General features: G+C 64.7%; 16 protein-coding genes. 9 read left to right on the top strand and 7 right to left on the bottom strand.

Annotated features, from left to right (window positions below):
* The first annotated feature begins 3 nt into the window (after positions 1 to 3).
* Positions 4 to 3,540, top strand: coding sequence for an ABC transporter permease (locus QPK31_RS21275; RefSeq protein WP_290424881.1), 3,537 nt, complete (start codon positions 4 to 6; stop codon positions 3,538 to 3,540).
* 82 nt (positions 3,541 to 3,622) lie between these two features.
* The gene (locus QPK31_RS21270) at positions 3,623 to 3,790 is read left to right on the top strand and encodes an addiction module protein (RefSeq protein WP_290424880.1); all 168 of its coding nucleotides are present in this window, start codon (positions 3,623 to 3,625) and stop codon (positions 3,788 to 3,790) included.
* 201 nt (positions 3,791 to 3,991) lie between these two features.
* Here QPK31_RS21270 and QPK31_RS21265 read toward each other — a convergent pair whose 3' ends face one another.
* Positions 3,992 to 6,637, bottom strand: a complete 2,646-nt coding sequence (locus tag QPK31_RS21265; protein WP_290424879.1) for a DNA topoisomerase III — start codon at positions 6,635 to 6,637, stop codon at positions 3,992 to 3,994.
* Between the two features lie 344 nt (positions 6,638 to 6,981).
* Here QPK31_RS21265 and QPK31_RS21260 point away from each other — a divergent pair, with 344 nt between their 5' ends.
* From QPK31_RS21260 to QPK31_RS21250, 3 genes are all read left to right on the top strand, one after another.
* Positions 6,982 to 7,470 carry a hypothetical protein gene (locus QPK31_RS21260; protein ID WP_290424878.1) on the top strand — a complete coding sequence of 163 codons (489 nt, stop codon included), beginning with the start codon at positions 6,982 to 6,984 and terminating at the stop codon, positions 7,468 to 7,470.
* 86 nt (positions 7,471 to 7,556) lie between these two features.
* A complete protein-coding gene (locus tag QPK31_RS21255) occupies positions 7,557 to 8,018 on the top strand; it encodes a MarR family winged helix-turn-helix transcriptional regulator (protein WP_290424877.1) in 462 nt (153 codons plus the stop codon).
* 142 nt (positions 8,019 to 8,160) lie between these two features.
* Positions 8,161 to 8,586 (top strand): organic hydroperoxide resistance protein, encoded by a 426-nt coding sequence (locus QPK31_RS21250; RefSeq protein WP_290424876.1) that lies wholly within the window; start codon positions 8,161 to 8,163, stop codon positions 8,584 to 8,586.
* Positions 8,587 to 8,656: 70 nt separating this feature from the next.
* Here the strand turns inward: QPK31_RS21250 and QPK31_RS21245 are convergent, their stop codons facing one another.
* The 3 genes from QPK31_RS21245 to QPK31_RS21235 all read right to left on the bottom strand — a co-directional run bounded on the left by QPK31_RS21245 (position 8,657) and on the right by QPK31_RS21235 (position 11,541).
* Positions 8,657 to 9,121 (bottom strand): DUF494 family protein, encoded by a 465-nt coding sequence (locus QPK31_RS21245; RefSeq protein ID WP_229438174.1) that lies wholly within the window; start codon positions 9,119 to 9,121, stop codon positions 8,657 to 8,659.
* Between the two features lie 172 nt (positions 9,122 to 9,293).
* Entirely contained in the window at positions 9,294 to 10,436 is a 1,143-nt protein-coding gene (dprA, locus tag QPK31_RS21240; RefSeq protein WP_290424875.1) for a DNA-processing protein DprA, read from the bottom strand.
* Between the two features lie 7 nt (positions 10,437 to 10,443).
* Complete coding sequence (locus tag QPK31_RS21235; RefSeq protein WP_290424874.1) at positions 10,444 to 11,541, bottom strand: LysM peptidoglycan-binding domain-containing protein; 1,098 nt, start codon at positions 11,539 to 11,541, stop codon at positions 10,444 to 10,446.
* A gap of 301 nt (positions 11,542 to 11,842) precedes the next feature.
* Between QPK31_RS21235 and def the strand changes: the two genes are divergently transcribed.
* Positions 11,843 to 12,385, top strand: coding sequence for a peptide deformylase (gene def / locus QPK31_RS21230; protein WP_290424873.1), 543 nt, complete (start codon positions 11,843 to 11,845; stop codon positions 12,383 to 12,385).
* A 10-nt stretch (positions 12,386 to 12,395) separates the two neighbouring features.
* Positions 12,396 to 13,346: a methionyl-tRNA formyltransferase gene (gene fmt / locus QPK31_RS21225; RefSeq protein ID WP_290424872.1), complete on the top strand. Its 951-nt coding sequence runs from the start codon at positions 12,396 to 12,398 to the stop codon at positions 13,344 to 13,346.
* A 374-nt stretch (positions 13,347 to 13,720) separates the two neighbouring features.
* On the opposite strand, the gene QPK31_RS21220 is transcribed toward fmt, so the two are convergent.
* Positions 13,721 to 13,942, bottom strand: a complete 222-nt coding sequence (locus QPK31_RS21220) for a BrnA antitoxin family protein (protein WP_290424871.1) — start codon at positions 13,940 to 13,942, stop codon at positions 13,721 to 13,723.
* A 252-nt stretch (positions 13,943 to 14,194) separates the two neighbouring features.
* Here QPK31_RS21220 and metH point away from each other — a divergent pair, with 252 nt between their 5' ends.
* Together metH and QPK31_RS21210 are read left to right on the top strand one after the other, a co-directional pair.
* Positions 14,195 to 17,974 (top strand): methionine synthase, encoded by a 3,780-nt coding sequence (gene metH, locus QPK31_RS21215; RefSeq protein WP_290424870.1) that lies wholly within the window; start codon positions 14,195 to 14,197, stop codon positions 17,972 to 17,974.
* A 487-nt stretch (positions 17,975 to 18,461) separates the two neighbouring features.
* A complete protein-coding gene (locus tag QPK31_RS21210; RefSeq protein WP_290424869.1) occupies positions 18,462 to 18,827 on the top strand; it encodes an SPW repeat protein in 366 nt (121 codons plus the stop codon).
* A 217-nt stretch (positions 18,828 to 19,044) separates the two neighbouring features.
* Here QPK31_RS21210 and QPK31_RS21205 read toward each other — a convergent pair whose 3' ends face one another.
* Positions 19,045 to 20,319, bottom strand: coding sequence for an EAL and HDOD domain-containing protein (locus tag QPK31_RS21205; RefSeq protein ID WP_290424868.1), 1,275 nt, complete (start codon positions 20,317 to 20,319; stop codon positions 19,045 to 19,047).
* Positions 20,320 to 20,424: 105 nt separating this feature from the next.
* Entirely contained in the window at positions 20,425 to 21,195 is a 771-nt protein-coding gene (locus tag QPK31_RS21200; protein WP_290424867.1) for a class II glutamine amidotransferase, read from the bottom strand.
* Positions 21,196 to 21,272 lie beyond the last annotated feature (77 nt).

The raw sequence follows: 21,272 nt of genomic DNA, 5'->3' as shown, positions 1-21,272 counted from the left end.
ACCATGGCCGCGCTGTTCGCGATCGCCCGCTTCGAGCTCCGGCAGCGCCTGCGCCAGCTGTCGACCTGGGTGTACTTCGCCGCCTTCGTGGCGCTGGCCATGCTGTGGACGGCGGCCGCCGGCGGCGCCTTCAAGGACACCATCGTCGCCTTCGGCGCGCGCGTGCTGATCGACGGGCCGCGCCAGGTGGCGCTGTCCGCCGCCTTCCTCGGCTGCATCGGCGTGGTCGTGATCGCCGCCGTGATGGGGCGCGCCGTGCAGCAGGACTTCGAGTACGAGATGCACCACTTCTTCTTCAGCGCGCCGATCGGCAAGCATGCCTATGTATTCGGGCGCTTCCTCGGCGCCTGGGCGGTGCTGGCCCTGGTCTTCGGCGGCATCGTCCTCGGCAGCTGGCTGGGCAGCCTGGCGCCCGGCGTCGAGTCCGAGCGCGTGGGCGGCGCCAGCCTGGCGGCCTATCTGTTTCCCTGGCTATTCACGCTGCTGCCCAACATCTTCATCTTCGGCGCCATCTTCTTCGTGCTGGCGGCGCTGACGCGGCGCATGCTGCCGGTGTACGTGGCCAGCATCGTGCTCCTGATCGGCTACACGGTGGCCCCTTCGCTGGCGCGCGACTTCGACCTCAAGACCCTCGGCGCGCTGATCGACCCGTTCGGCACCACGGCCCTGATCACGCTCACCGAATACTGGCCGCTCGCCGAGCGCAATACCCGGCTGGTGCTGCCGGAGGGCCTGTACCTGGCGAACCGCTTGATCTGGTGCGGCTTCGGCCTGGCCGTGCTGCTGCTCGGCTACTGGCGCCTGCACCTGACCGGCCCGCTGGAAAACCGCCGCAGCGAAGCACGCAGCGCCAGTACCGGCGACAGCGGTGCGGCCATCGCCCTCGCCGGCATCCGCGAGCGCCCCGACTTCGCGCGCCGCAGCCTGGGCCTGCTGCTGCTGCGCCAGAGCTGGCTGCAGCTGCGCCAGTCGGTGGCCACGCTGCCCTTCATCCTGGTCACGCTGGCCGGCCTGGCCATGCTGGTGGGCGGCAGCTTCGACACCGGCACGCTGCATGGCGCGCAGACCTATCCGGCCACCTGGCAGATGCTGGAGCTGATCCGCGACGGCTTCGCGCTGTTCCTCCTGATCGTCACCACCTTCTACGCGGCGCAACTGGTCTGGCGCGAACGCGATGCCCGTACCGCCCAGCTGTTCGACGCCCTGCCCCTGCCCGGCTGGCTGGCGCCGCTCTCCAAGACCCTGGCCCTGGTCGGCATGCAGGCCCTGCTGCTGCTGCTGGCGATGCTGTGCACGATGCTGTGCCAGGTCCTGCGCGGCTACTTCGCGCTCGAGACCGGCCTGTATCTGCGCACCCTGTTCACCATCCTGCTGCCGCAGTTCGCGGTGCTGGCGGTGCTGTCGGTGGCGGTGATGGCGCTGTGCGGCCGCAAGTACCTGGGCTACGCGGTGCTGGTGGCGCTCCACGTGACCGGCATGGTCTGCCAGGGCCTGGGACTGGACCACGTGCTGCTGTCGGGCACCTTCCCGGCCCTGGACTGGTCGGGCATGAACGGCTACGGCCACCAGCTGCAGCGCGAGCGCATGCTGGAGCTGTACTGGGGCAGCCTGGCGCTGGTGCTGCTGGTGCTGACCGTGGTGCTGTGGCCGCGCGGCGTGAACGCCGAATTCGGCAGCCGCCTGCGCCTGGCGCGCCAGAACCTGGGCCGCGGCGTGCTGGCCGCCTTCGGCATCGGCATCGTGCTGTTCGGCGCCAGCGGCGCGCTGCTCTGGTACGAACTCGACGTGGCGGGAAACTACCAGGCCACGCGCACCCAGGACGCCCGCCGTGCCGAATACGAAGCGCGCTACCGGCGCTTCGCCGCCCTGCCGCAGCCGCGCCTGGCGGAAGTGGCGCTGCGCGTCGACCTGCATCCGCGCACGCGCACGCTGGCCGTCGACGGCGCCTACCAGCTGGAGAACGCCGGCAGCGCGCCGGTGACGGAGCTGATCGTCTACCAGCGTCCCGGCGCCGACCTGGCGGCGCGCCTGTCGCAGCCGGCGCGCCTGGTCGATGCCGACCGCGCGCGCGGCTTCTACCGCTACCGCCTGGACACGCCGCTGGCGCCCGGCGCGCGCCTGGCCTACACATTCCAGCTCAGCGCGGCGCCTGCCGGTCCGCTCGGCTTCGGCACCGACACGCCGGTGGCCGCGAACGCCAGCTGGTTCACGAACGCCGACCTGCCGCGCATCGGCTACCAGGCCGACGCCGAACTGGCCGACGAACGCGACCGCCGCCGCCACGGCCTCGGGCCGCGCCGCCGCAGCGGCGCCGACGCCGACCCGGCGCGCATCCGCTTCGAGGCGCTGGTGACCACGAGCGTCGACCAGATCGCGGTGGCGCCGGGCGCACTCGAACGCGAGTGGATCGCGGGCGAGCGCCGTCACTTCCGCTACCGCGCCGAGCTGCCCATCCTCGACGATTACGCGATCGCCTCGGCGCGCTACGCGGTGCGCCACGAACGCTGGCAGGACGTGGCGATCGACGCCTTCTACCAGCCGGGCCAGGAAGCGAACGTCGAGCGCCTGGTGCGCGGCGCCGGCGCCGCCCTCGACTACGGCACGCGCGCCTTTGGCCCCTACCGCCTGCACGACCTGCGCCTGGTGGAGACGCCGCGCGGCGCGACGCCGGCCCGGGCTTTCCCCGGCATGCTGGCCCTGCCCGAGACCGGCGCCTTTGTCGCCCGCGCCGACAGGGGCGAGCGCAGCGACATCGACTATCCGTATTACATGGGCGCCTACCTGACCGCGCGCCAGTGGTGGGGCCAGCAGCTGGCGGCCTCCGGCGCGCCGGGCGGCGCCCTGCTGGCCGATGGCCTGGCCGAGTACACCGCCCTGGTGACGCTGCGCCGCAGCCTGGGATCCACCGCGATGCGGCGCTACCTGCACCAGGACCTGTACGCCTACCTGCTGGGCCGCGCCACCGCCACCGGCCGCGAAGTGCCGCTGGCACAGGCCGGCCCCGAGGCCTGGCTGGCCCAGCGCAAGGGCGGCCTGGCGCTCTACCTGCTGCAGGACCAGCTGGGCGAGGCGCGCGTCAACGCGGTGCTGCGCGGCCTGCTGGCGCGCAGCACCGCGGGAGGCCCGCCGCCCACCGCGGCCGACCTGGTGGCCGCCCTGCGCGCAGTGGCGCCGCCCGACAAGGCCTACCTGGTGCACGACTTGTTCGACGCCATCGTGTTGTACGAAAACCGCGCCGACAGCGCCACCGCGCACCGCCGCCCGGACGGCAAGTACGAGGTGATCCTGCGCGCCAGCGCGGGCAAGCTGCGCACCGGCGGCGCGGCCGAGCAGCAGATGCCGCTGGCCGACTACATCGATTTCGGTGTGGACGACCGCGACGGTAATCCGCTGGTCCGCGAACGCCGGCTGGTGCGCGAGCGTGCACAGGTGGTATCCTTTATCGTAGAGACGCAACCGGGCCGCGCGGGTATCGATCCGGACCATAAACTCATCGACAGGAAACCCACGGATAATATGGTTCCTGTCGACAACGAATGATTCTCGATATATTATCTAAGACACTATTTCCAGTGAGGTTATGATGTCGCCCTTAGTCGCAGAGATTAGCGAAAAAATTCAATTGCTGAGCGCAGAAGAAAAGAACGAGCTGTTGCGCGTGCTGTTGAAGGACGTCGATGGCGCGGACGAGGATGCCGATGAAGCCTGGCGCAATGAGGTCGTGCGGCGCGTGAAGGCGATCCGGAATGGCGAAGCGGCCATCAAGGCGTTGCAGGATTGGCAGGAATAAGTCGGCTGCAATAAGTGGCTGGAATAAGCGGCTGGAATAAGCGGATTGGATAATAAAAAACCGCGATATGCATCGCGGTTTTTTTTCGTTTCGATCATGTGAATCGGTCGAAACAGTGACGGCAAGTTGACGCCGATCGTACGGTGGCGCAGATGGTGAACACCGGCGCCCGAGGAATCTCAGCGATCCCCCATCAAACGATCACTTCTTGGCTGCAGCGCGTTTCGCAGCAGGTTTCGCCGCTGGATTCTTCGCCGCGACGGTCTTCGCCGCCGCCTTGGCCGCCGGCTTTTTCGTCACCTTGGTCTCGACCGCCGCGCCATCCACGTCCGACGATGCATCATTCGCCGCCGCCTTGCCTTTTGCCGCCGGCTTGGCCTTGCGCTCCTCGAACTCGAAGCTGATCTTGCCGTCCTTGCCGCGCGTCAGGAAAGCCTTGAACGGACGGCGGGTGCGCTGCGACACGAAGCCCGGCAGCAGGTCGGTCTTGCCGTCGTTCAGCAGCTTGGCCATCTGCTCGGGCAGGATTTCCTGCTGCAGGATGATGCGGCCGCTGCGGAAGTCACAGGTCTTCGGCTTGGCGACCTGGTGTTCGCACACGTAGGCCAGGCCCATCTCGTAGACGCCGCCGTTGCACTTCGGGCAAGGTCCGAGCGGGGTCTGACCGGTGAAGTCGACACCCTCGCCTTCTTCGCCTTCGGCCGCGTCCTGGCCGAAATCGAACTCCAGCTTGAAGTTGTTGATGTCTTCGTCGCGCACGATGCGCAGGATCGCCGCGAACGGACGGCCCATCTTCGAGCGGAAGCCCTGCAGCGGACCGATGGTGCGGTTGGCCAGCAGTTCTTCGACCTCGTTGATCTCGAACTGGCGGCTGCCCGGCGTCTTGCTCATCGAGAAGTCGCACTTGGTGCAGGCGAAGCGGCGGTAGTTTTCCTTGACCACGCCGGCGCAGTTCGGGCAAGGCGTCTGCAGCGTTGCGTATTCGCCCGGAATCGTGTCGTTGTCGTATTCCTTGGCGCGCTTGACGATGATCTGGGTCATCTGGGCGATTTCGCGCATGAATTCTTCACGCGAGATCTTGCCCTTCTCCATCTGCGACAGCTTGTATTCCCATTCGCCGGTCAGTTCCGGGGCCGTGAGCTCGTTCACGCCCAGGCCGCGCAGCAGGGTCATCAGCTGCGACGCCTTCGCGGTCGGGATCAGCTCGCGGCCTTCGCGGATCAAATACTTCTCGGTCAGCAGGCCCTCGATGATGGCCGCGCGCGTCGCCGGCGTGCCCAGGCCCTTGCCGGCCATGGCGTCGCGCAGCTCGTCCGAGTCGACCAGCTTGCCGGCGCCTTCCATGGCCGACAGCAGGGTCGCTTCGGAATAGCGTGCAGGCGGTTTCGTGACCAGGCCGTTCGCGGTGACTTTTTCGGTGAGCACCTTCTCGCCCTTGGCCACCGGCACCAAATTCGCGCCGTCCTTGTCGTCGCCGGTCGTGTCCTTGCCGTAGATGGCCAGCCAGCCCGGGTTGGTCATGACCTTGCCTTCGGTCTTGAACTGGTGGCCCGAGACTTCGGTAAAGCGGGTCGTCACCAGGAACTCGGCCGGCGGGAAGAACACGGCCATGAAGCGGCGCGTGACCAGGTCGTAGAGCTTTTGTTCCGGCTCGGACAGGTTCTTCGGCGCCACGCCGGTCGGGATGATGGCGAAGTGGTCCGAGATCTTGGTGTTATCGAAGATGCGCTTGTTCGGCTTGACCCAGCCGTTCTTGCTGATCTGCTTGGCGAACTGGTGGTAGTTGTTGTTTTCCGCCAGCGCTTCCATGGTCGACTTCACGGTACCGATATAGTCTTCCGGCAGGTGGCGCGAATCGGTACGCGGGTAGGTCAGGACCTTGTGCTTTTCGTACAGCGCCTGGGCCAGGCCGAGGGTGTTCTTGGCCGAGAAGCCGAAGCGGCCGTTGGCCTCGCGCTGCAGGCTGGTCAGGTCGAACAGGGCCGGCGCCATCGAGGTGGTCGGTTTCGATTCCTCGGTGACCACGCCCTGCTTGCCGCGGCAGGCGGCCGCGATCGAATCGGCGGCGGCCTTGCTCCACAGGCGCTCGGCGCGCTTTTCCGGATCGTTCTCGTCCTTCTTGAATTGTTGGTCGAGCCAGCGTCCTTCGTAGATGCCGGCGGCGCAGACGAACTCGGCGCGCACTTCCCAGTAGTCGCGCGGGACGAACTTCTTGATCTTCTCTTCGCGCTCGACCACGATCGACAGGGTCGGCGTCTGCACGCGGCCCACGGTCGTCAGGTAAAAGCCGCCCTCCTTCGAGTTGAAGGCGGTCATGGCGCGGGTGCCGTTGATGCCGATCAGCCAGTCGGCTTCCGAACGGCAGCGCGCGGCATCGGCCAGCGGCAGCATCTCTTCGTCGCTGCGCAGCTGGCGGAAGCCTTCGCGGATGGCGGTCGGCGTCATCGACTGCAGCCACAGGCGCTTGACCGGCTGCTTGGCTTTCGCGTTCTGCGCGATCAGGCGGAAGATCAGTTCTCCTTCGCGGCCCGCGTCACATGCGTTGATCAGGGTGGTGACGTCCTTGCGCTTGATCAGCTTGTTCAGCACCTTGAGGCGCGACTCGGTCTTCGCGATCGGGTTCAGCGCGAAATACGGCGGAATCATCGGCAGGTGGGTAAAGCTCCACTTGCCGCGCTTGACGTCATATTCTTCGGGCACCGCGATTTCCAGCAGATGGCCGACAGCCGACGACAGCACGTATTCGTCGTTTTCGAAATACTCATCGTGCTTGGTGAAGCCGCCCAGCGTCTTGGCGATGTCATTCGCGACGGAGGGCTTCTCGGCGATGATGAGGGTTTTGGTCATAGGGTTTCTCGTCGTACTTATATTAGAGGTCAGGCCTGCGCATCATACATGCTCGGAGGCGGAACCTAGTGTCTTGGTGGTAACAGTCCAGAATAAGCGGCCAATGATAAGCGCGTTATCGCGCTGTTCGCAAGTAGACTCTGCACCTCTGTTGTGCAGGGCAGGCAGATGCCGCGCTGAAACCGGGCACATCCGGCTCGGCCGCCTTCTGTGCATTTTGTTCTTGAAAGTGGGCGCTTTCCTACATGGTATCGGACCCCACACTGATAGAAGGGGTGCGGGCTTGCGCGCATGATCGCCCTGTTGGCGGGCAGGCTAGCCGCCGTTTTGATGGGAGGAAAACCATGAGCGACAAACACAAAGGCATGGTGAATGATCACGGGCGCAGCGTCTCGCGCGAAAAAATGGTGCCGGTAGCCGAAGGCAGCCAGCAGGGCAAGCCGCCGGGCGCGGTGGCCCCGTCGGCGCCGAACTCGCAATCCTGGACGCCGAATTCCGAGCAAGGTACGGTGGGCAATTCGCAATCGGGTTCGCTGGGCGCCCAGCAGCAAACCATGGGCGGCAACCCCGACCGCGGACGCGGCGTCGCATCGGAAAGCGGCAACTGGAGTGCACGCCAGAAAGGCCAGCGCATGCAGGCGCGCGCCGAGGAAGACCGGCTCGGCATGTCGCAGCAGTCCGGTTATGGCGGACTCGAACAGGACCAGCGCGCCGGCTCGCAAGAGTCGGCCGGCGGACCGGCAGCCTCGAAGCAGACCAGCGTGAGCGGCTCGCAGAGCGGCGGACAGCCGAACCAGCCGTCGTCGGACTACGGCAAGGGTAAGGGTAAATAAGCGACCAGGGGCGGCCGTGCCGCCCTTTCTTCGGCTTTGCAATTAAATCGCTTGCTATCTAATTTTGCGCGATGTATATTCCACACATGACGAACAAGAACGCCACCGGCAAGGATGCCTTCCTCCGGCTCGACAACCAGCTGTGCTTTGCCTTGTATTCCGCCAATCTGGCGATGAACAAAGTGTACCGCAAGCTGCTGGCCGAACTCGGCCTGACCTATCCGCAGTACCTGGTCATGCTGGTGCTGTGGGAAGGCGATGGCATCACGGTGTCGGAACTGGGCGAGCGCCTGTTCCTCGATTCGGCCACGCTCACGCCCCTGCTCAAGCGATTGCAGGCGGCCGGGCTGGTCAGCCGCGAACGCGGCATCGAGGACGAGCGGCAAGTGCTGGTGCGCCTCACCAGCGAAGGCCGTGCGCTGCGCAGCAAGGCGAAGTCGGTGCCGGAAAGCGTGTTCTGCGCCAGCGGTTGCAAGCCGGAACAGTTGCAGGCGATGCGGCGCGACCTGGAGCAATTGCGCACAAGTTTGTCCGAGCAGTTCGAATAGCACGGTGCGCCAGGGCTGACAAGTCGCCAGGGCGTATCAGCAGCAAGCCGCGCGACTAGATAGATAGCGCGCGATTTAATCGACAGCGATACGGTTACGTGGTCCGGTCGCTGCCTTTCATCACCACGCTTTGGAGAAAAACATGTCCGTCGAAAAAGTCCTGTACGTTGCCACTGCCACCGCCACCGGAGGCCGCGATGGCCGCGCCGTTTCTTCCGACAATCACCTCGACGTCGCGCTGGTCACGCCGCGCGAACTCGGCGGCGCGGGCGGCGCCGGCACCAATCCCGAGCAGCTGTTCGCTGCCGGCTACTCGGCCTGCTTCATGGGTGCGATGAAATTCGTGGCCGCCAAAGAGAAACTGGCCCTGCCTGCCGACACCACGATCCAGGGCCACGTCGGCATCGGTCCGATTCCGACCGGCTTCGGCATCGAAGTGACACTGGATATCTCGGTTCCGGGCCTGCCGCGCGAGACCGTGGAAGCGCTGGTGCAGAAGGCGCACGTCGTCTGCCCTTACTCGAACGCGACCCGCGGCAACATCGACGTCACGCTGAACGTCCTGTAAGCGCAAAAGAAAACGGCCTGCTGGAAAGCAGGCCGTTCGTCCTTCGTCTTGCAAGAATTCGTTATGCCAATCAGTGCAGCAGGCGCGGCGCCTGTTCGTCGTCGGAACCGAACCAGTCGTCGAACATCAGTGCGTCGGGCTCCTTGCCCTGGCTCCACATCAGCATCAGCACGATGATCTTCAGCTTGCTCAGCGTGACCGGCGATTCGTCGACCGCGAGTGCGCGTTCGATGATGATTTCGCGCTGCACCGGGCTGATCAAACGGGCGCTTTCCAGGAACTGGATGAAGCCGATCGCTTCGCTGCCGAGTTCGAGATATTCCTCGTCCACGTAGTAGCGGGTGCCGGTGGAGGCGACCACGTCGGCCAGCTCTTCGGCCGCCATTTCATTCAAACCCGTGAGCCAGTCGATGGCCTCGCAAATCTCGAAGTCGTCGAAGCCGACGGCGGAGAGTTTGCGTGCCAGGGCTGCCGGCTCGGGGCAGGCTTCGGGACGATAGTACGTCTCGTAGAGGTAGACTAGGATGTCGAACATAGTGACGCTACTGTAGCAGCTAAGCTCGTCGCGGCACAAGCTTGCCGCGCGCCCGCGCACCCGCCACGCGTAATTCGTCGTTTTTCGGCCTTATCGGTTCGTATAGCTGTCTGACCAATTGTCGAGTTTACGTGCCCATTGGACATGCCGCTTCGCCTATTCAAAACCGCATTCAGGCCACCACGCGCTGTACCTTTCCACCAGGCAGGCGCTCGAGCAAACCGGCCATTTCCAGCGCCAGCAATTCCAGGCTGAGGGCGCCGACCGTGCTGCCCGAACGCAGCAGCAGCGTGTCGATGTCGACCGGCTCGTGGCCGAGATGGGCGAGCAGTCCGAGACAGGTTGTCTCAGTCGGCAAGCTCCCCGCGGGCGCCGGCGGCCGGGGCGCCAGCGCCAGCACGTCGCGCAGGTCGTCGATGCTGTCGACCAGGCGCGCGCCTTCGCGGATCAGTTTGTGACAACCCTTGGCCAGCGGCGCATGGATGGAGCCGGGCATGGCGAACACGTCGCGGTTCTGGTCGATGGCGACATGGGCCGTGATCAGGGAGCCGGAGCGTGCTGCCGCTTCCACCACCAGGACGCCTGCCGACAATCCGCTGATGATCCGATTTCGCTTGGGGAAATTGCTCGCGCTTGGCGCCGTGCCTGGCGGGTATTCGCTGACGATGCAGCCGCTGCGGGCGATACGCGCCCACAGTCCGCGGTTGCGCGTGGGATAAATGACGTCGGGTCCGGTGCCGACGACGGCGATCGTGGAACCGGCGCCATCGAGCGCGCCCTCGTGCGCGGCGGCGTCGATACCCAGCGCCAGCCCGGACACGATGCAGACGCCGTCCTGCGACAGGCAGCGCGCGAAGCTGCTGGCGTTGGCCTTGCCCTGGACCGTGGCGTTGCGGCTGCCGACAATCGCCAGTGCGCGCTGCCCCAGCAATCGGGCCTGCCCTTTTATATAGAGCAGCAGCGGCGGATCGGGGATAGCGGCCAGCGCCTGCGGGTAGCCGGGGTCGCCCAGGGCCAGCACATCCTGGCCTGGCTGCGCCGCCCACGCCAGGGCGGCGTCGAGCAATGGCGGGATGGAAGGCGGTGGCGGCGCGCACAAGGCACGCGCCACGCCTGGCGATACGTGCGCGGCCAGCGCCTCGTGGCCGGCCGCGAAGATGGCGGCAGGGGAACCGAAGGCATCGAACAGCAGCTTCGCAGTGAACGGCCCCACGCCGCTTGCCTCTTGCAGGCGCAGCCAGTCGGTGAGTTGAGCAATGCGGTCGTTGCTGCGGTCGCCGATGCGGCTGGCGGTGGTGGGGTCCGTGTCCTGCACGGTGGATTTACTCCGGTGATTTCGCCACGTCGCCGACTTCCACCGGCGCCGTCACTTGCATGATCAGGCCGTAGGAAACGCGCCCGAACACTCGGAAGATGAACAGGCTGCCATACTGCTCATCGGGAAGCTTGATTGTCGACTTGCGGAAACCGAGGAAGCCCTTGCGGCCTTCCGGGTCCGGCACCGTCTTCCCGAAATGATAGAGCTGCAAAACGGAGCCGACGTCGAGTCCGTCAATCGAACCCCGATTGACAGTCACGACCTGGCTCTGTCCGGCGTAGGTCACGCCGGCATAAATCGACATCACGCGCGCATCGATTGCTTGCAGCGGCGCATGCGGCACGTAGTTGCGCGCGGCCGGTGGCGGCGCCGGAACCAGGCGGTCGCCCACGCCCATCTCGCTCACCGAGCTCGAGACCGTAAAGGTGTGCACGTCGACGCCGGGCACGGCTGCCTTGACCAGCGAGACGGTGCCGACATAGGTGGCCTCGTGCGCCAGCACGGCGCCGGTCTGCGGGTCCTTCAGCGGGCCGCCCGGGCGGAACACCTGGAAACTGGTCACGCCGTTCAGTTCGCCGCGCACGTACACGCGGTCGCCGGCGCCCAGGTAGACGTGGTTTTCTTCCGAGGCCGCGATGCGCGGCGCGCTGGCCAGCTGGTCTTTCTCGATGATGAGCGGCTGGGTCAGGTAGGGTTCGATGACGCCGGCCGGGATGGATTGAATGGCATCGTTATCCAGGCCTTCGCTGCGCACTTGCGGCGACAGGCGCAGCAGGGGCGGCTCGCCGCGGCCATCGCCTTCGCCTGGTTTATTCAGCGACAGGCGGCCGCGCGCGCGGTCGAAGTAGACGATCTGGCCCGGATAAATCCAGTGCGGATTGCGGATTTCTTCGCGGTTCATGCCCCAGACCTGGGGCCAGCACCAGGGGTGTTGCAGGAAGGTGCCGGAAATATCCCAGAGGGTATCGCCCTTGACCACGCGATGCTGGTCCGGGGCATTCGGCTTGAAGGCGCATTCGGCGGCCTGGACGGGGCCGGCGACGACACACGCAACGAGCGCCGCCGCTGCAGCGCGGGTCACGACTGTGCTAAAATTTTTCATTGAAGACGTCCGTAAAGTGCGGCATTGACACGGAATTTGACACTGAATTACCTGGCTGCGCCCGTCACCTCGGCCAGCCGCGGCACAAGAGACAGCACGATTGAACACTCCCTGATCGCCAGGCGGATCACGAAGAGTTGCCGAACTGAATCAAATTCTGCACATAAATCCTTGAACTAGCAAGATAAACCGCGTCCTGCAGCAGGTGCGGCGTGTTGCATTCCTGCCCGTGTGCGCTTGTGCCTTACCCTTTGCCGCCCGCGTCCGTTAATCCTTATTCAACTGTTACCGATTACCCAATATGGCCCTCCTGAAGATCCTGCGCTACCCCGACCCACGCCTGCATAAGATTGCCCAGCCGGTGAGCGAGTTCGGCGAGCGCCTTGCCACGCTGGTGGCCGACATGGCCGAGACCATGTACGACGCACCGGGTGTCGGCCTGGCCGCAACCCAGATCGACGTGCACGAGCGCGTGATCGTGATCGACGTGTCGGAAACCCACGACGCGCTGCTGGTCTTCGTCAACCCGGAAATCACCTGGGCCAGCGACGAGAAGCAGGTCTACGACGAAGGCTGCCTGTCGGTGCCGGGCATCTACGACGGCGTCGAGCGTCCGGCGCGCGTGAAGGTGCGCGCCCAGGATGCGAAAGGCGACTTCTTCGAGATGGAATGCGAAGGCTTGCTGGCCGTCTGCATCCAGCACGAAATGGATCACCTGATGGGCAAGGTCTTCGTGGAATACCTGTCGCCGCTGAAGCGCAACCGCATCAAGGCCAAGCTGCAGAAGGAAGAGCGCGGCATGGAACGCGAAGCCGCCCTGCGCGCCGCTGGCCGCCGCTACTAAGGCGCCGCGCATGAAAGTCGTTTTCGCCGGCACGCCGGAGTTTGCCGCTGTCGCCCTGCGTCAATTGATCGCCGCCGGATTCGAGATTCCACTGGTACTGACCCAGCCCGATCGTCCAGCCGGGCGCGGCATGCAGCTGCAGGCATCCGCCGTCAAACAGGTGGCGCTCGAACATGACATCGCCGTGGCGCAGCCGCTGTCGCTGCGCATGGACAGCAAGGACCCGCAACGCGCGCTCGAGGCGGCCGAAGCCCACGCTCGCTTGAGCTCGCTCGATTACGACGTGATGGTGGTGGCGGCCTATGGCCTGATCCTGCCGCGCAGCACGCTCGACATTGCGCCTTGCATCAATATCCATGGCTCCCTGCTGCCACGCTGGCGCGGCGCGGCGCCGATCCACCGCGCGATCGAAAGCGGCGACCGCGAGACCGGCGTGACCATCATGGGCATGGAAGAAGGCCTCGATACCGGGCCGATGATGCTGATCGAGCGCGTGGCGATCGAGGATGCGGACACCACCGGCAGCCTGCACGACAAGCTGGCGGCCCTGGGCGGCACGATGATCGTCGAGGCGCTGCGGCGCATGGAACGCGGCGAATTGACTGCCACGCCGCAGCCGGAAGACGGCGTGACCTATGCGGCCAAGATTGCCAAGGAAGAAGCGAAGCTGGACTTCGCGCTGCCGGCCGTGGAGGTGTGGCGCAAGGTGCGGGCCTTCAATCCCTTCCCTGCGGCGCAGGGGACGGTGAACGGGACGGTGGTGAAGATCTGGAATGCGCAGTTGGCCGAGGGTTCCGGACCGGCGGGCAAGGTGCTTTCGGCAAATGCGCAGGATGGGATCGTGGTTGCCTGCGGCGAGGGTGCGCTTCGTTTGCTGGAGTTGCAAAAGCCGGGCGGCAAGCGTTTGCCGGCGGCGGAGTTTCTCAAGAGTTTTCCGCTTGAAGGGCAGATGTTTGTTTGATCTGCTCGGTGCGCATGAGGCAGACGTGATGTAGACGTACGGTGGGGTCATTGATGCCGGGGGCATCAATGACGTGCCCACGCGGAACGATGCGTCGCGTTTGCTTTTGAACGCGGCGACGACGCGTTCATGCCATTTCACGCGTTCGCGGCATGCCCGGGACGCGGCCAACACCAGGCGGCCCGACGGGTTTTTTATGAGGCTAGCGCTGTGCTGGCTTCCGCGTGGGCACGGGGTGCCCACCCTACGGTTGGCGCTAACGTCCGAACCCACCCTACGGTTGGCGCTAACGTCCGAATCCACGCTGCGTCTGATCGACGCTTGAATTCTTCGCCCCAAATGAAAAACGCGCCCTCGGGCGCGTTCGATGACAATTAATTGTCTGCTTGCGCAGCGCGTTGCGCGTCCATATGTTCGCGCAAGACCTGGTTGATGCGGGTCTGGTAACCTGGACCAGCCGCCTTGAACCATTCCAGCATGTCGACATCGAGGCGGATCGTCACGATCTGCTTCACGCCCACCGGCTGTTGCTTCGGTGCTGCTACATGGTTTTGCACCATAGCCTGATCCCAATCGGGTTCGTACTCTTTGTTCATGCAATCATCCCGTCTCTTTTAAAACGTGCCACATTCCTTATGGCATTTATTTATTGTCGTCGCTGTATGTATCCGTAAAATTGCTAAATGGTCGGGTTTTGTAACGTCATGTAACAATCGTCCGTATAAACACATAACGATACAATCTGCCGCCGCCAGGACCGGGCAGCGGGAAGCCAGGCCCTTGATGACGTATAATTTCAGACCGCCCGAACCGTGCCACCCCGCTCGCACGCTTATTGAAAGCCCGTCATGACCGTCCCGAAACACGCCACCTCCCCGATCGAAACCCAGCTGCGCGATATCCTGTCGCGCCGCATCATGATCCTGGATGGCGCAATGGGCACCATCATCCAGCAGTACAAGCTCGATGAAGCGGCCTACCGCGGCGGCCCGGACGGCCGCTTCGCCACGTTCGCCGCCCCCGAAGGCGCCGGCAACCGCGAGCTTTTCGTGAAGGGCAACAATGAGCTGCTCACCCTGACCCAGCCGCACGTCATCCAGGAAATCCACGAGCGCTACCTCGCGGCCGGCGCCGACCTGATCGAAACCAACACCTTCGGCGCCACGGGCGTGGCCCAGGACGACTACCACATGGGCCACCTGGCCTATGAAATGAACGTCGAAGCGGCGAAGCTCGCGCGCGCGGCCTGCGACAAGTATTCCACGCTTGAGAAGCCGCGCTTCGTTGCCGGCGCCCTCGGCCCGACGCCGAAGACAGCCTCGATTTCGCCGGACGTGAACGACCCGGCAGCGCGTAACATCACCTTCGATCAATTGGTCACGAGCTACCACGAGCAGGTGTGCGGCCTGGTCGACGGCGGCGTCGACGTGCTGCTGGTTGAAACCATCTTCGATACCCTGAACTGCAAGGCGGCGCTGTTCGCCATCGACCTGTATTTCGACGAGCACCCGGAGACGCCGCGCAAGCCGATCATGATCTCGGGCACGGTCACCGACGCCTCGGGCCGGATCCTCTCGGGCCAGACCGTGGAAGCGTTCTGGAATTCGGTGCGCCACGCCAGGCCGCTGACGGTGGGCCTGAACTGCGCGCTCGGCGCGGCACTGATGCGCCCGTACGCGGAAGAACTGTCGCGCATCGCGAACACCTTCGTCTGCATCTACCCGAACGCCGGCCTGCCCAACCCGATGAGCGATACCGGCTTCGACGAACTGCCGGCCGATACCTCGGCCCTGCTGCGCGAATTCGCCGACGCCGGCTTCGTGAATATCGCCGGCGGCTGCTGCGGCACCACGCCGGAACACATCGCGGCGATTGCCGACCTGCTCTCCACCGCCACCCCGCGCGCGATTCCGGACGTGCCGGTGGCGATGCGCCTGTCGGGCCTGGAGCCGTTCACGGTCGACGAATCCTCGCTGTTCGTGAACGTCGGCGAGCGCACCAACGTCACCGGCTCGAAGGCGTTCGCGCGCATGATCCTGAACGAGCAGTTCGACGAGGCGCTGTCGGTGGCGCGCCAGCAGGTGGAAAACGGCGCCCAGGTCATCGACATCAACATGGACGAGGCAATGCTCGACTCGCAGGCGGCCATGACGCGCTTCCTGAACCTGATCGCCTCGGAACCGGACATCTCGCGCGTGCCGATCATGATCGACTCCTCGAAGTGGAGCGTGATCGAGGCCGGCCTGAAGTGCGTGCAGGGCAAGGCCATCGTCAACTCGATTTCGCTGAAAGAAGGCGAAGAGGAATTCCTGCGCCAGGCTGTCTTGTGCCGCCGCTATGGCGCCGCCGTGATCGTGATGGCCTTCGATGAGATGGGCCAGGCCGACACCTACGAACGCAAGATCGAGATCTGCAAGCGCGCCTACGACACCCTGGTGCAAAAAGTGGACTTCCCGCCGGAAGACATCATCTTCGACCCGAACATCTTCGCGATCGCCACCGGCATCGAAGAGCACAACAACTACGCCAACGACTTCATCAACGCCACGCGCTGGATCCGCACCCACCTGCCGCATGCCAAGGTATCGGGCGGCGTGTCGAACGTGTCGTTCTCGTTCCGCGGCAACGACCCGGCGCGCGAAGCGATCCACACCGTCTTCCTGTACCACGCGATCAAGGCCGGCATGACGATGGGCATCGTGAACGCCGGCATGGTCGGCGTCTACGACGACTTGCCGGCTGAATTGCGCGAGCGCGTGGAAGACGTGGTGCTGAACCGCCGCGAGGACGCCACCGAGCGCATGATCGAATTCGCCGGCACCCTGAAGGCCGGCGGCGGCAAGCAGGAGCAGAACCTCGAATGGCGCAATGCCCCGGTCGAAAAGCGCCTGGCGCATGCGCTGGTGCACGGCATCACGCAGTGGATCGTCGAGGATACCGAGGAAGCGCGCCAGGCCGTGCTGGCGGCAAACGGCCGTCCGATCAACGTCATCGAAGGCCCGCTGATGGCCGGCATGGACATCGTCGGCGATTTGTTCGGCCAAGGGAAAATGTTCCTGCCGCAGGTGGTGAAATCGGCGCGCGTGATGAAGCAGGCCGTGGCCCACCTGGTGCCCTTCATCGAGGAAGAAAAAGCGGCGGAGGAAGCACGCACCGGCATCGTCGCCAAGCCAAAGGGCAAGATCGTCATCGCCACCGTGAAGGGCGACGTCCACGACATCGGCAAGAACATCGTCTCGGTAGTCCTGCAATGCAATAACTTCGAGATCGTGAACATGGGCGTGATGGTGCCCTGCTCCGACATCCTGGCCAAAGCCAAGGAAGAGAACGCCGATATCGTGGGGCTGTCCGGCCTGATCACGCCTTCGCTCGAAGAAATGGCCCACGTGGCAAAAGAGATGCAGCGCGATCCGTGGTTCCGCGAGCGCCAGATTCCGCTCCTGATCGGCGGCGCCACCACCAGCCGCGCCCACACGGCCGTGAAGATCGCACCGCACTACGACGGCCCGGTGGTCTACGTGCCGGACGCCTCGCGTTCGGTGTCGGTCGGCCAGTCGCTGCTGACCGAAGACACGCGCGCCCAGTACATGGCCGAGATCAAGGCCGACTACGAGCGCATTCGCGTCCAGCACGCCAGCAAGAAGGCGCTGCCGACGGTCACGCTGGCCCAGGCGCGCGCCAACAAGGCCAAGCTGGACTTCGCGCCGGTGAAGCCGAAGTTCATCGGGCGCCGCCTGTTCAAGAACGTCGACCTCGGCACGTTGGCGCGCTACATCGACTGGGGTCCCTTCTTCCAGACCTGGGACCTGGCCGGCCCCTACCCTGCCATCCTCACCGATGACGTCGTGGGCGAAGCGGCGACCAAGGTGTTTGCCGAAGGCCAGGCCATGCTGAAGAAAATCATCGAAGGCCGCTGGCTGACGGCGAACGGCGCGATCGCCCTGCTGCCGGCGAACAGCGTGCGCGACGACGACATCGAGATCTACACCGACGAATCGCGCGCGCAAGTGGCCTTTACCTGGCATGGCCTGCGCCAGCAAGGCGTCAAGCCGGTGGTCGATGGCGTACAGCGCCCGAACCAGTGCCTGGCCGACTTCATCGCACCGAAGGAAACCGGCGTGGCCGACTACATCGGCATGTTTGCCGTGACGGCCGGCCTCGGCATCGAGAAGTACGAGCAGCGTTTCGAGGATGCGCACGACGATTACTCGTCGATCATGCTGAAGGCCCTGGCCGACCGCCTGGCCGAAGCCTTTGCCGAATGGCTGCACGAGCGCGTGCGGACCGACCTGTGGGGCTATGCGACGGGCGAAGACCTGGACAACGCGGAACTGATCGCCGAAGACTACGTCGGCATCCGCCCGGCGCCAGGCTACCCGGCCTGCCCCGAGCACACGGTCAAGAAAGAGCTGTTCGAGACCCTGCAGGCCGAAGAGATCGGCATGCAGCTGACCGAGTCGTATGCCATGTATCCGGGCGCGGCGGTGTCGGGCTTCTACTTCTCGCACCCGGAATCGAAGTATTTTGTCGTCGGCAAGATCAACGACGACCAGGTCGAGGACATGGCGCAGCGCCGCGGCATGGACAAGACGGAACTCGAACGCCACCTGGCGCCGAATCTGTCATAAGCCTGACAGCAGGACGCAGGCGGAGCGGGACGCGAGAGGTGGCCCCGCTGTCGACAGGCAAGCGCTATCGTTCCCGCCACGGGAGCGATGGCGGGTGCCCCACCAGCCCCGCTCTACAAAACTGTCTTGTTTGACGTGTAAAAGCTGTCGCGTCCTGTCTTTTCTTGTCTCGCTTTTTTTCGAGACAAAACGAGACAAGATGCGACGCGATGCACAGGCCAAACGAGACACGATTGCAGAAGGCCCCTGAGGCCCCCTCCCCCAGCAAACGCATTTACTCAAAACAATTGCCCCGCCGACGCCGGGCGTTTTTCGCTGCTTACCCCGAAACAATTGCCCCGCCCGCGGCCGCTGAGCATCCACTCCTTGCCAAACCGCGTTTGCCTGCACAACCCTGGCAGCAGCAAGTACCGATCAGGATCGACAGAACTTTCCGGTTTTTCGATTGCCTAACCTGAGGGACCTCGGTCCGTAACCGGAGAAAGCCATGGCAATGCATCTTTCCACCAGGCGCTGGCAGGATCAGGCAATCCTGCTGCTGGGCGTCTGGCTGTTCGTCTCGCCCTGGGTGCTGGGCTACCCGAGCGAATCGCCGCCGGCGGTGAATGCCTTCATCGCCGGCGCCATCATCGCGGCGCTGGCCGCGTTCGACCTCTACAAGACCTACGTCTGGGCCGTGCTCGTGAACATCATCGTCGGCGCCTGGGTGGCGGTGTCGCCCTGGCTGGTGGATGTGATTTCCGACCGTCCCATGAGCGCAAGCATGCTCATCGTCGGGCTGGCGACCATCGTATTGGGTTTGTGGGAGATGCGTACCGACCCGGACCTGCATCAGCAGTGGGCCGGAACGTAGGAGCGAACACGGCGCTTCACGCTGCACGTCCGTTGTCGGTGATGATTGTAGGGTGGGCGCTCCGTGCCCACGCGTAATATTTGCAAAGTGTTGGCACAAAAGTGGGCCAACAATGTTCGCGGTTCACGCGTGGGCACGGGGCGCCCACCCTACGATATCCGAGGCCTGTGGCGGAAGACCGGTCGCAACGCCAAGCGTCATTTACTTCGCATTACGACTACAACGCGTAGCGCACCACCTTCTCGCTCCACTCGAAGGCCGCCATTTCCAGCTCCACCAGCTCATCCCCGCTGTCGGCCAGCTCGCCCAGCACCGGCAGCATCTCGTCGCCCTCTTCCATCCGTTCCAGCGATTCCGCCAGGCGCAGCAGTTCGCCGAAGAAGCCGCTGCGCTTGACCAGCGCGCTTGCGACTTCGTCGCTCACCGGAATCTGCTCGACCAGGTCGGCCATCGGCACCGAGAACAGCGCATCCATCAGCGACATGATGCCGACCGTGAACGCCACATCGGCCACCTGCCGCTGGCCAGGGCGCAGGCGCTGGGCCAGCAGCTCCATCAGGCGCGCACGGGTGCTGGCCAGCATCAGCAAAGGCGTCTGGGTATGGCCGCGCGTGCCTGGCTCGGCATACAGCATGATCTGCAGCCAGCGCTGCAACTGGCGCCGGCCCAGCACGATCAGGGCCTGGCTCAGGGAATCGATGCGCTGGCGCAGGCCGGCGGCCGGGGTGTTCACGATGCGCAGCAGGTTCACCGACAGCGAGACATCGCGCTTGATGGCGCGCTCGATCTCGATGTTGTCGGCGTCCGAGGTCACCAGGTTCATCAGCTCCATCAGCGCCACCTGCGAGGGCGACAGCTTGCGCCCCGCCAGCACCGACGGCTTGGCAAAATAATAGCCCTGGAAGTAATCGAAACCGAGATCGAGGCAGGTGCGGTACTCGGCCTGGCTCTCGACCTTTTCCGCGATCAGGCGTTTGCCGGTACCGCGCAGGCGCGGCACGATCGCCAGCATGGTCACCACCGGGGTGGCACGCAAGTCGACCTTCACGAAGTCGAGCAGCGGCAGCAGGCGGCCCAGGCGGTTGCCGTGGCTGGAGGCCTCGGCGGCGAAACGGAAGCCATGCCCGGCCAGCTCGGCCAGGCGCCACAGCACGGCGTCGGTCGCTTCCACCGAGCCCGTCAGTTCGAGCACGGTGCGCTCGCGCGGCAGGAAGGCGAAGATGTCGCTCATCAACACGTCGGTATCGACGTTCAGGAAAGCGACGGCATCGCCCACCGCGCGCGGCAGGCCGAGCTGGGCCGCGTGGGCCAGCACGCCGGCGCTGGCGGCCAGGCCCGAATCGATGTCGGCATTGCCGTCTGCGCGGTTACGGAACAGTAGTTCGTAGCCGAACAAGGCCTGGTTGCGGTCGAGCAGGGGCTGGCGCGCCAGGTAGAAATTGCGTAGCTGCAGAGGCTGGGATGCCTGGTCGAGGCTGGCGGTATCGGTCATCGCGTTCCCGGGGAGAGGTTCAAGCCGCCCACTCTACCCCATTCTCAGCAATTAGTGGATTTTTGGCATCGTCATGCGGCAAAAAAAGATGCCGTAATGCCAAATTTACAGCGCCAGCGGCGAGCCGTCGACGAACAGCTTGAGTTCGCCGGGTTCGAAATGGGTCCAGCTTTCGTTGTTGGTCAGCGGTTCCGTCACGATGATGGCCACCCGGTCGTTCGGCGTCGTCACCTGGGAAAAGTCGACCGACAAATCCTCGTCGGACAGGCAGGCGGCCGTGAACGGATACTGGCGCACGATGTAGCAGAGCTTGGTCGAGCAATGCGCGAACAAGGCCGTGCCGTCGGACAGCATCATGTTGAAGGTGCCGTAGGCGGCGATCTCGCGCACCAGTTCCTGCAAGGCCGCATGCAAGTCGTCGCGGCCGGGCTGGCTGTCGCCGAAGCGGCGCCGCAATTCCTGCAGCAGGTAGCAAAAAGCCAGTTCGCTGTCGGTATTGCCCACCGGGCGGAAGGCGCCATCGAGTGTTGGTGCGAATTCCTTCAAATCGCCGTTGTGGGCGAATACCCAATAGCGCCCCCACAGCTCGCGCACGAAGGGATGGCAGTTTTCCAGCGCCACCTGGCCTTGCGTGGCCTTGCGGATGTGGGCGACGACGTTGGTCGACTTGATCGGGTAACGCTTGATGAGTTCGGCAATCGGCGAGGCGATCGCGGCCTGGTGGTCGACGAAATGGCGTACACCGGCGCCCTCGAAAAAGGCGATGCCCCAGCCGTCGTGGTGGGTATCGGTGCGGCCGCCGCGGTGGGCGAAGCCGGTGAAGGAGAACACAATGTCGGTCGGGACATTGCAGTTCATTGCAAGAAGTTGGCACATGGCGCGCAGCTTACCATGGCGATGGAGGAGGAAGCGGCGCCGGCCACGTAGCCGGCGCTGGGCTTGTCAGGATAAGG

It is taken from the genome of Massilia sp. YIM B02769 (genome assembly GCF_030411995.1).
Taxonomy (GTDB): Bacteria; Pseudomonadota; Gammaproteobacteria; order Burkholderiales; family Burkholderiaceae_D; genus Telluria.
The sequence above is the reverse complement of the archived record's forward strand: the minus strand, read 5'-3'. Positions and strand labels throughout refer to the sequence as shown.

Coding starts and splice junctions, on each gene's coding strand:
- QPK31_RS21210 (WP_290424869.1), top strand. CDS start 18,462: ATGGCAATGCATCTTTCCACCAGGCGCTGGCAGGATCAGGCAATCCTG.
- QPK31_RS21275 (WP_290424881.1), top strand. CDS start 4: ATGGCCGCGCTGTTCGCGATCGCCCGCTTCGAGCTCCGGCAGCGCCTG.
- QPK31_RS21245 (WP_229438174.1), bottom strand. CDS start 9,121: ATGTTCGACATCCTAGTCTACCTCTACGAGACGTACTATCGTCCCGAA.
- metH (WP_290424870.1), top strand. CDS start 14,195: ATGACCGTCCCGAAACACGCCACCTCCCCGATCGAAACCCAGCTGCGC.
- def (WP_290424873.1), top strand. CDS start 11,843: ATGGCCCTCCTGAAGATCCTGCGCTACCCCGACCCACGCCTGCATAAG.
- QPK31_RS21255 (WP_290424877.1), top strand. CDS start 7,557: ATGACGAACAAGAACGCCACCGGCAAGGATGCCTTCCTCCGGCTCGAC.
- QPK31_RS21265 (WP_290424879.1), bottom strand. CDS start 6,637: ATGACCAAAACCCTCATCATCGCCGAGAAGCCCTCCGTCGCGAATGAC.
- QPK31_RS21220 (WP_290424871.1), bottom strand. CDS start 13,942: ATGAACAAAGAGTACGAACCCGATTGGGATCAGGCTATGGTGCAAAAC.
- QPK31_RS21250 (WP_290424876.1), top strand. CDS start 8,161: ATGTCCGTCGAAAAAGTCCTGTACGTTGCCACTGCCACCGCCACCGGA.
- QPK31_RS21235 (WP_290424874.1), bottom strand. CDS start 11,541: ATGAAAAATTTTAGCACAGTCGTGACCCGCGCTGCAGCGGCGGCGCTC.
- QPK31_RS21260 (WP_290424878.1), top strand. CDS start 6,982: ATGAGCGACAAACACAAAGGCATGGTGAATGATCACGGGCGCAGCGTC.
- fmt (WP_290424872.1), top strand. CDS start 12,396: ATGAAAGTCGTTTTCGCCGGCACGCCGGAGTTTGCCGCTGTCGCCCTG.
- QPK31_RS21205 (WP_290424868.1), bottom strand. CDS start 20,319: ATGACCGATACCGCCAGCCTCGACCAGGCATCCCAGCCTCTGCAGCTA.
- QPK31_RS21200 (WP_290424867.1), bottom strand. CDS start 21,195: ATGTGCCAACTTCTTGCAATGAACTGCAATGTCCCGACCGACATTGTG.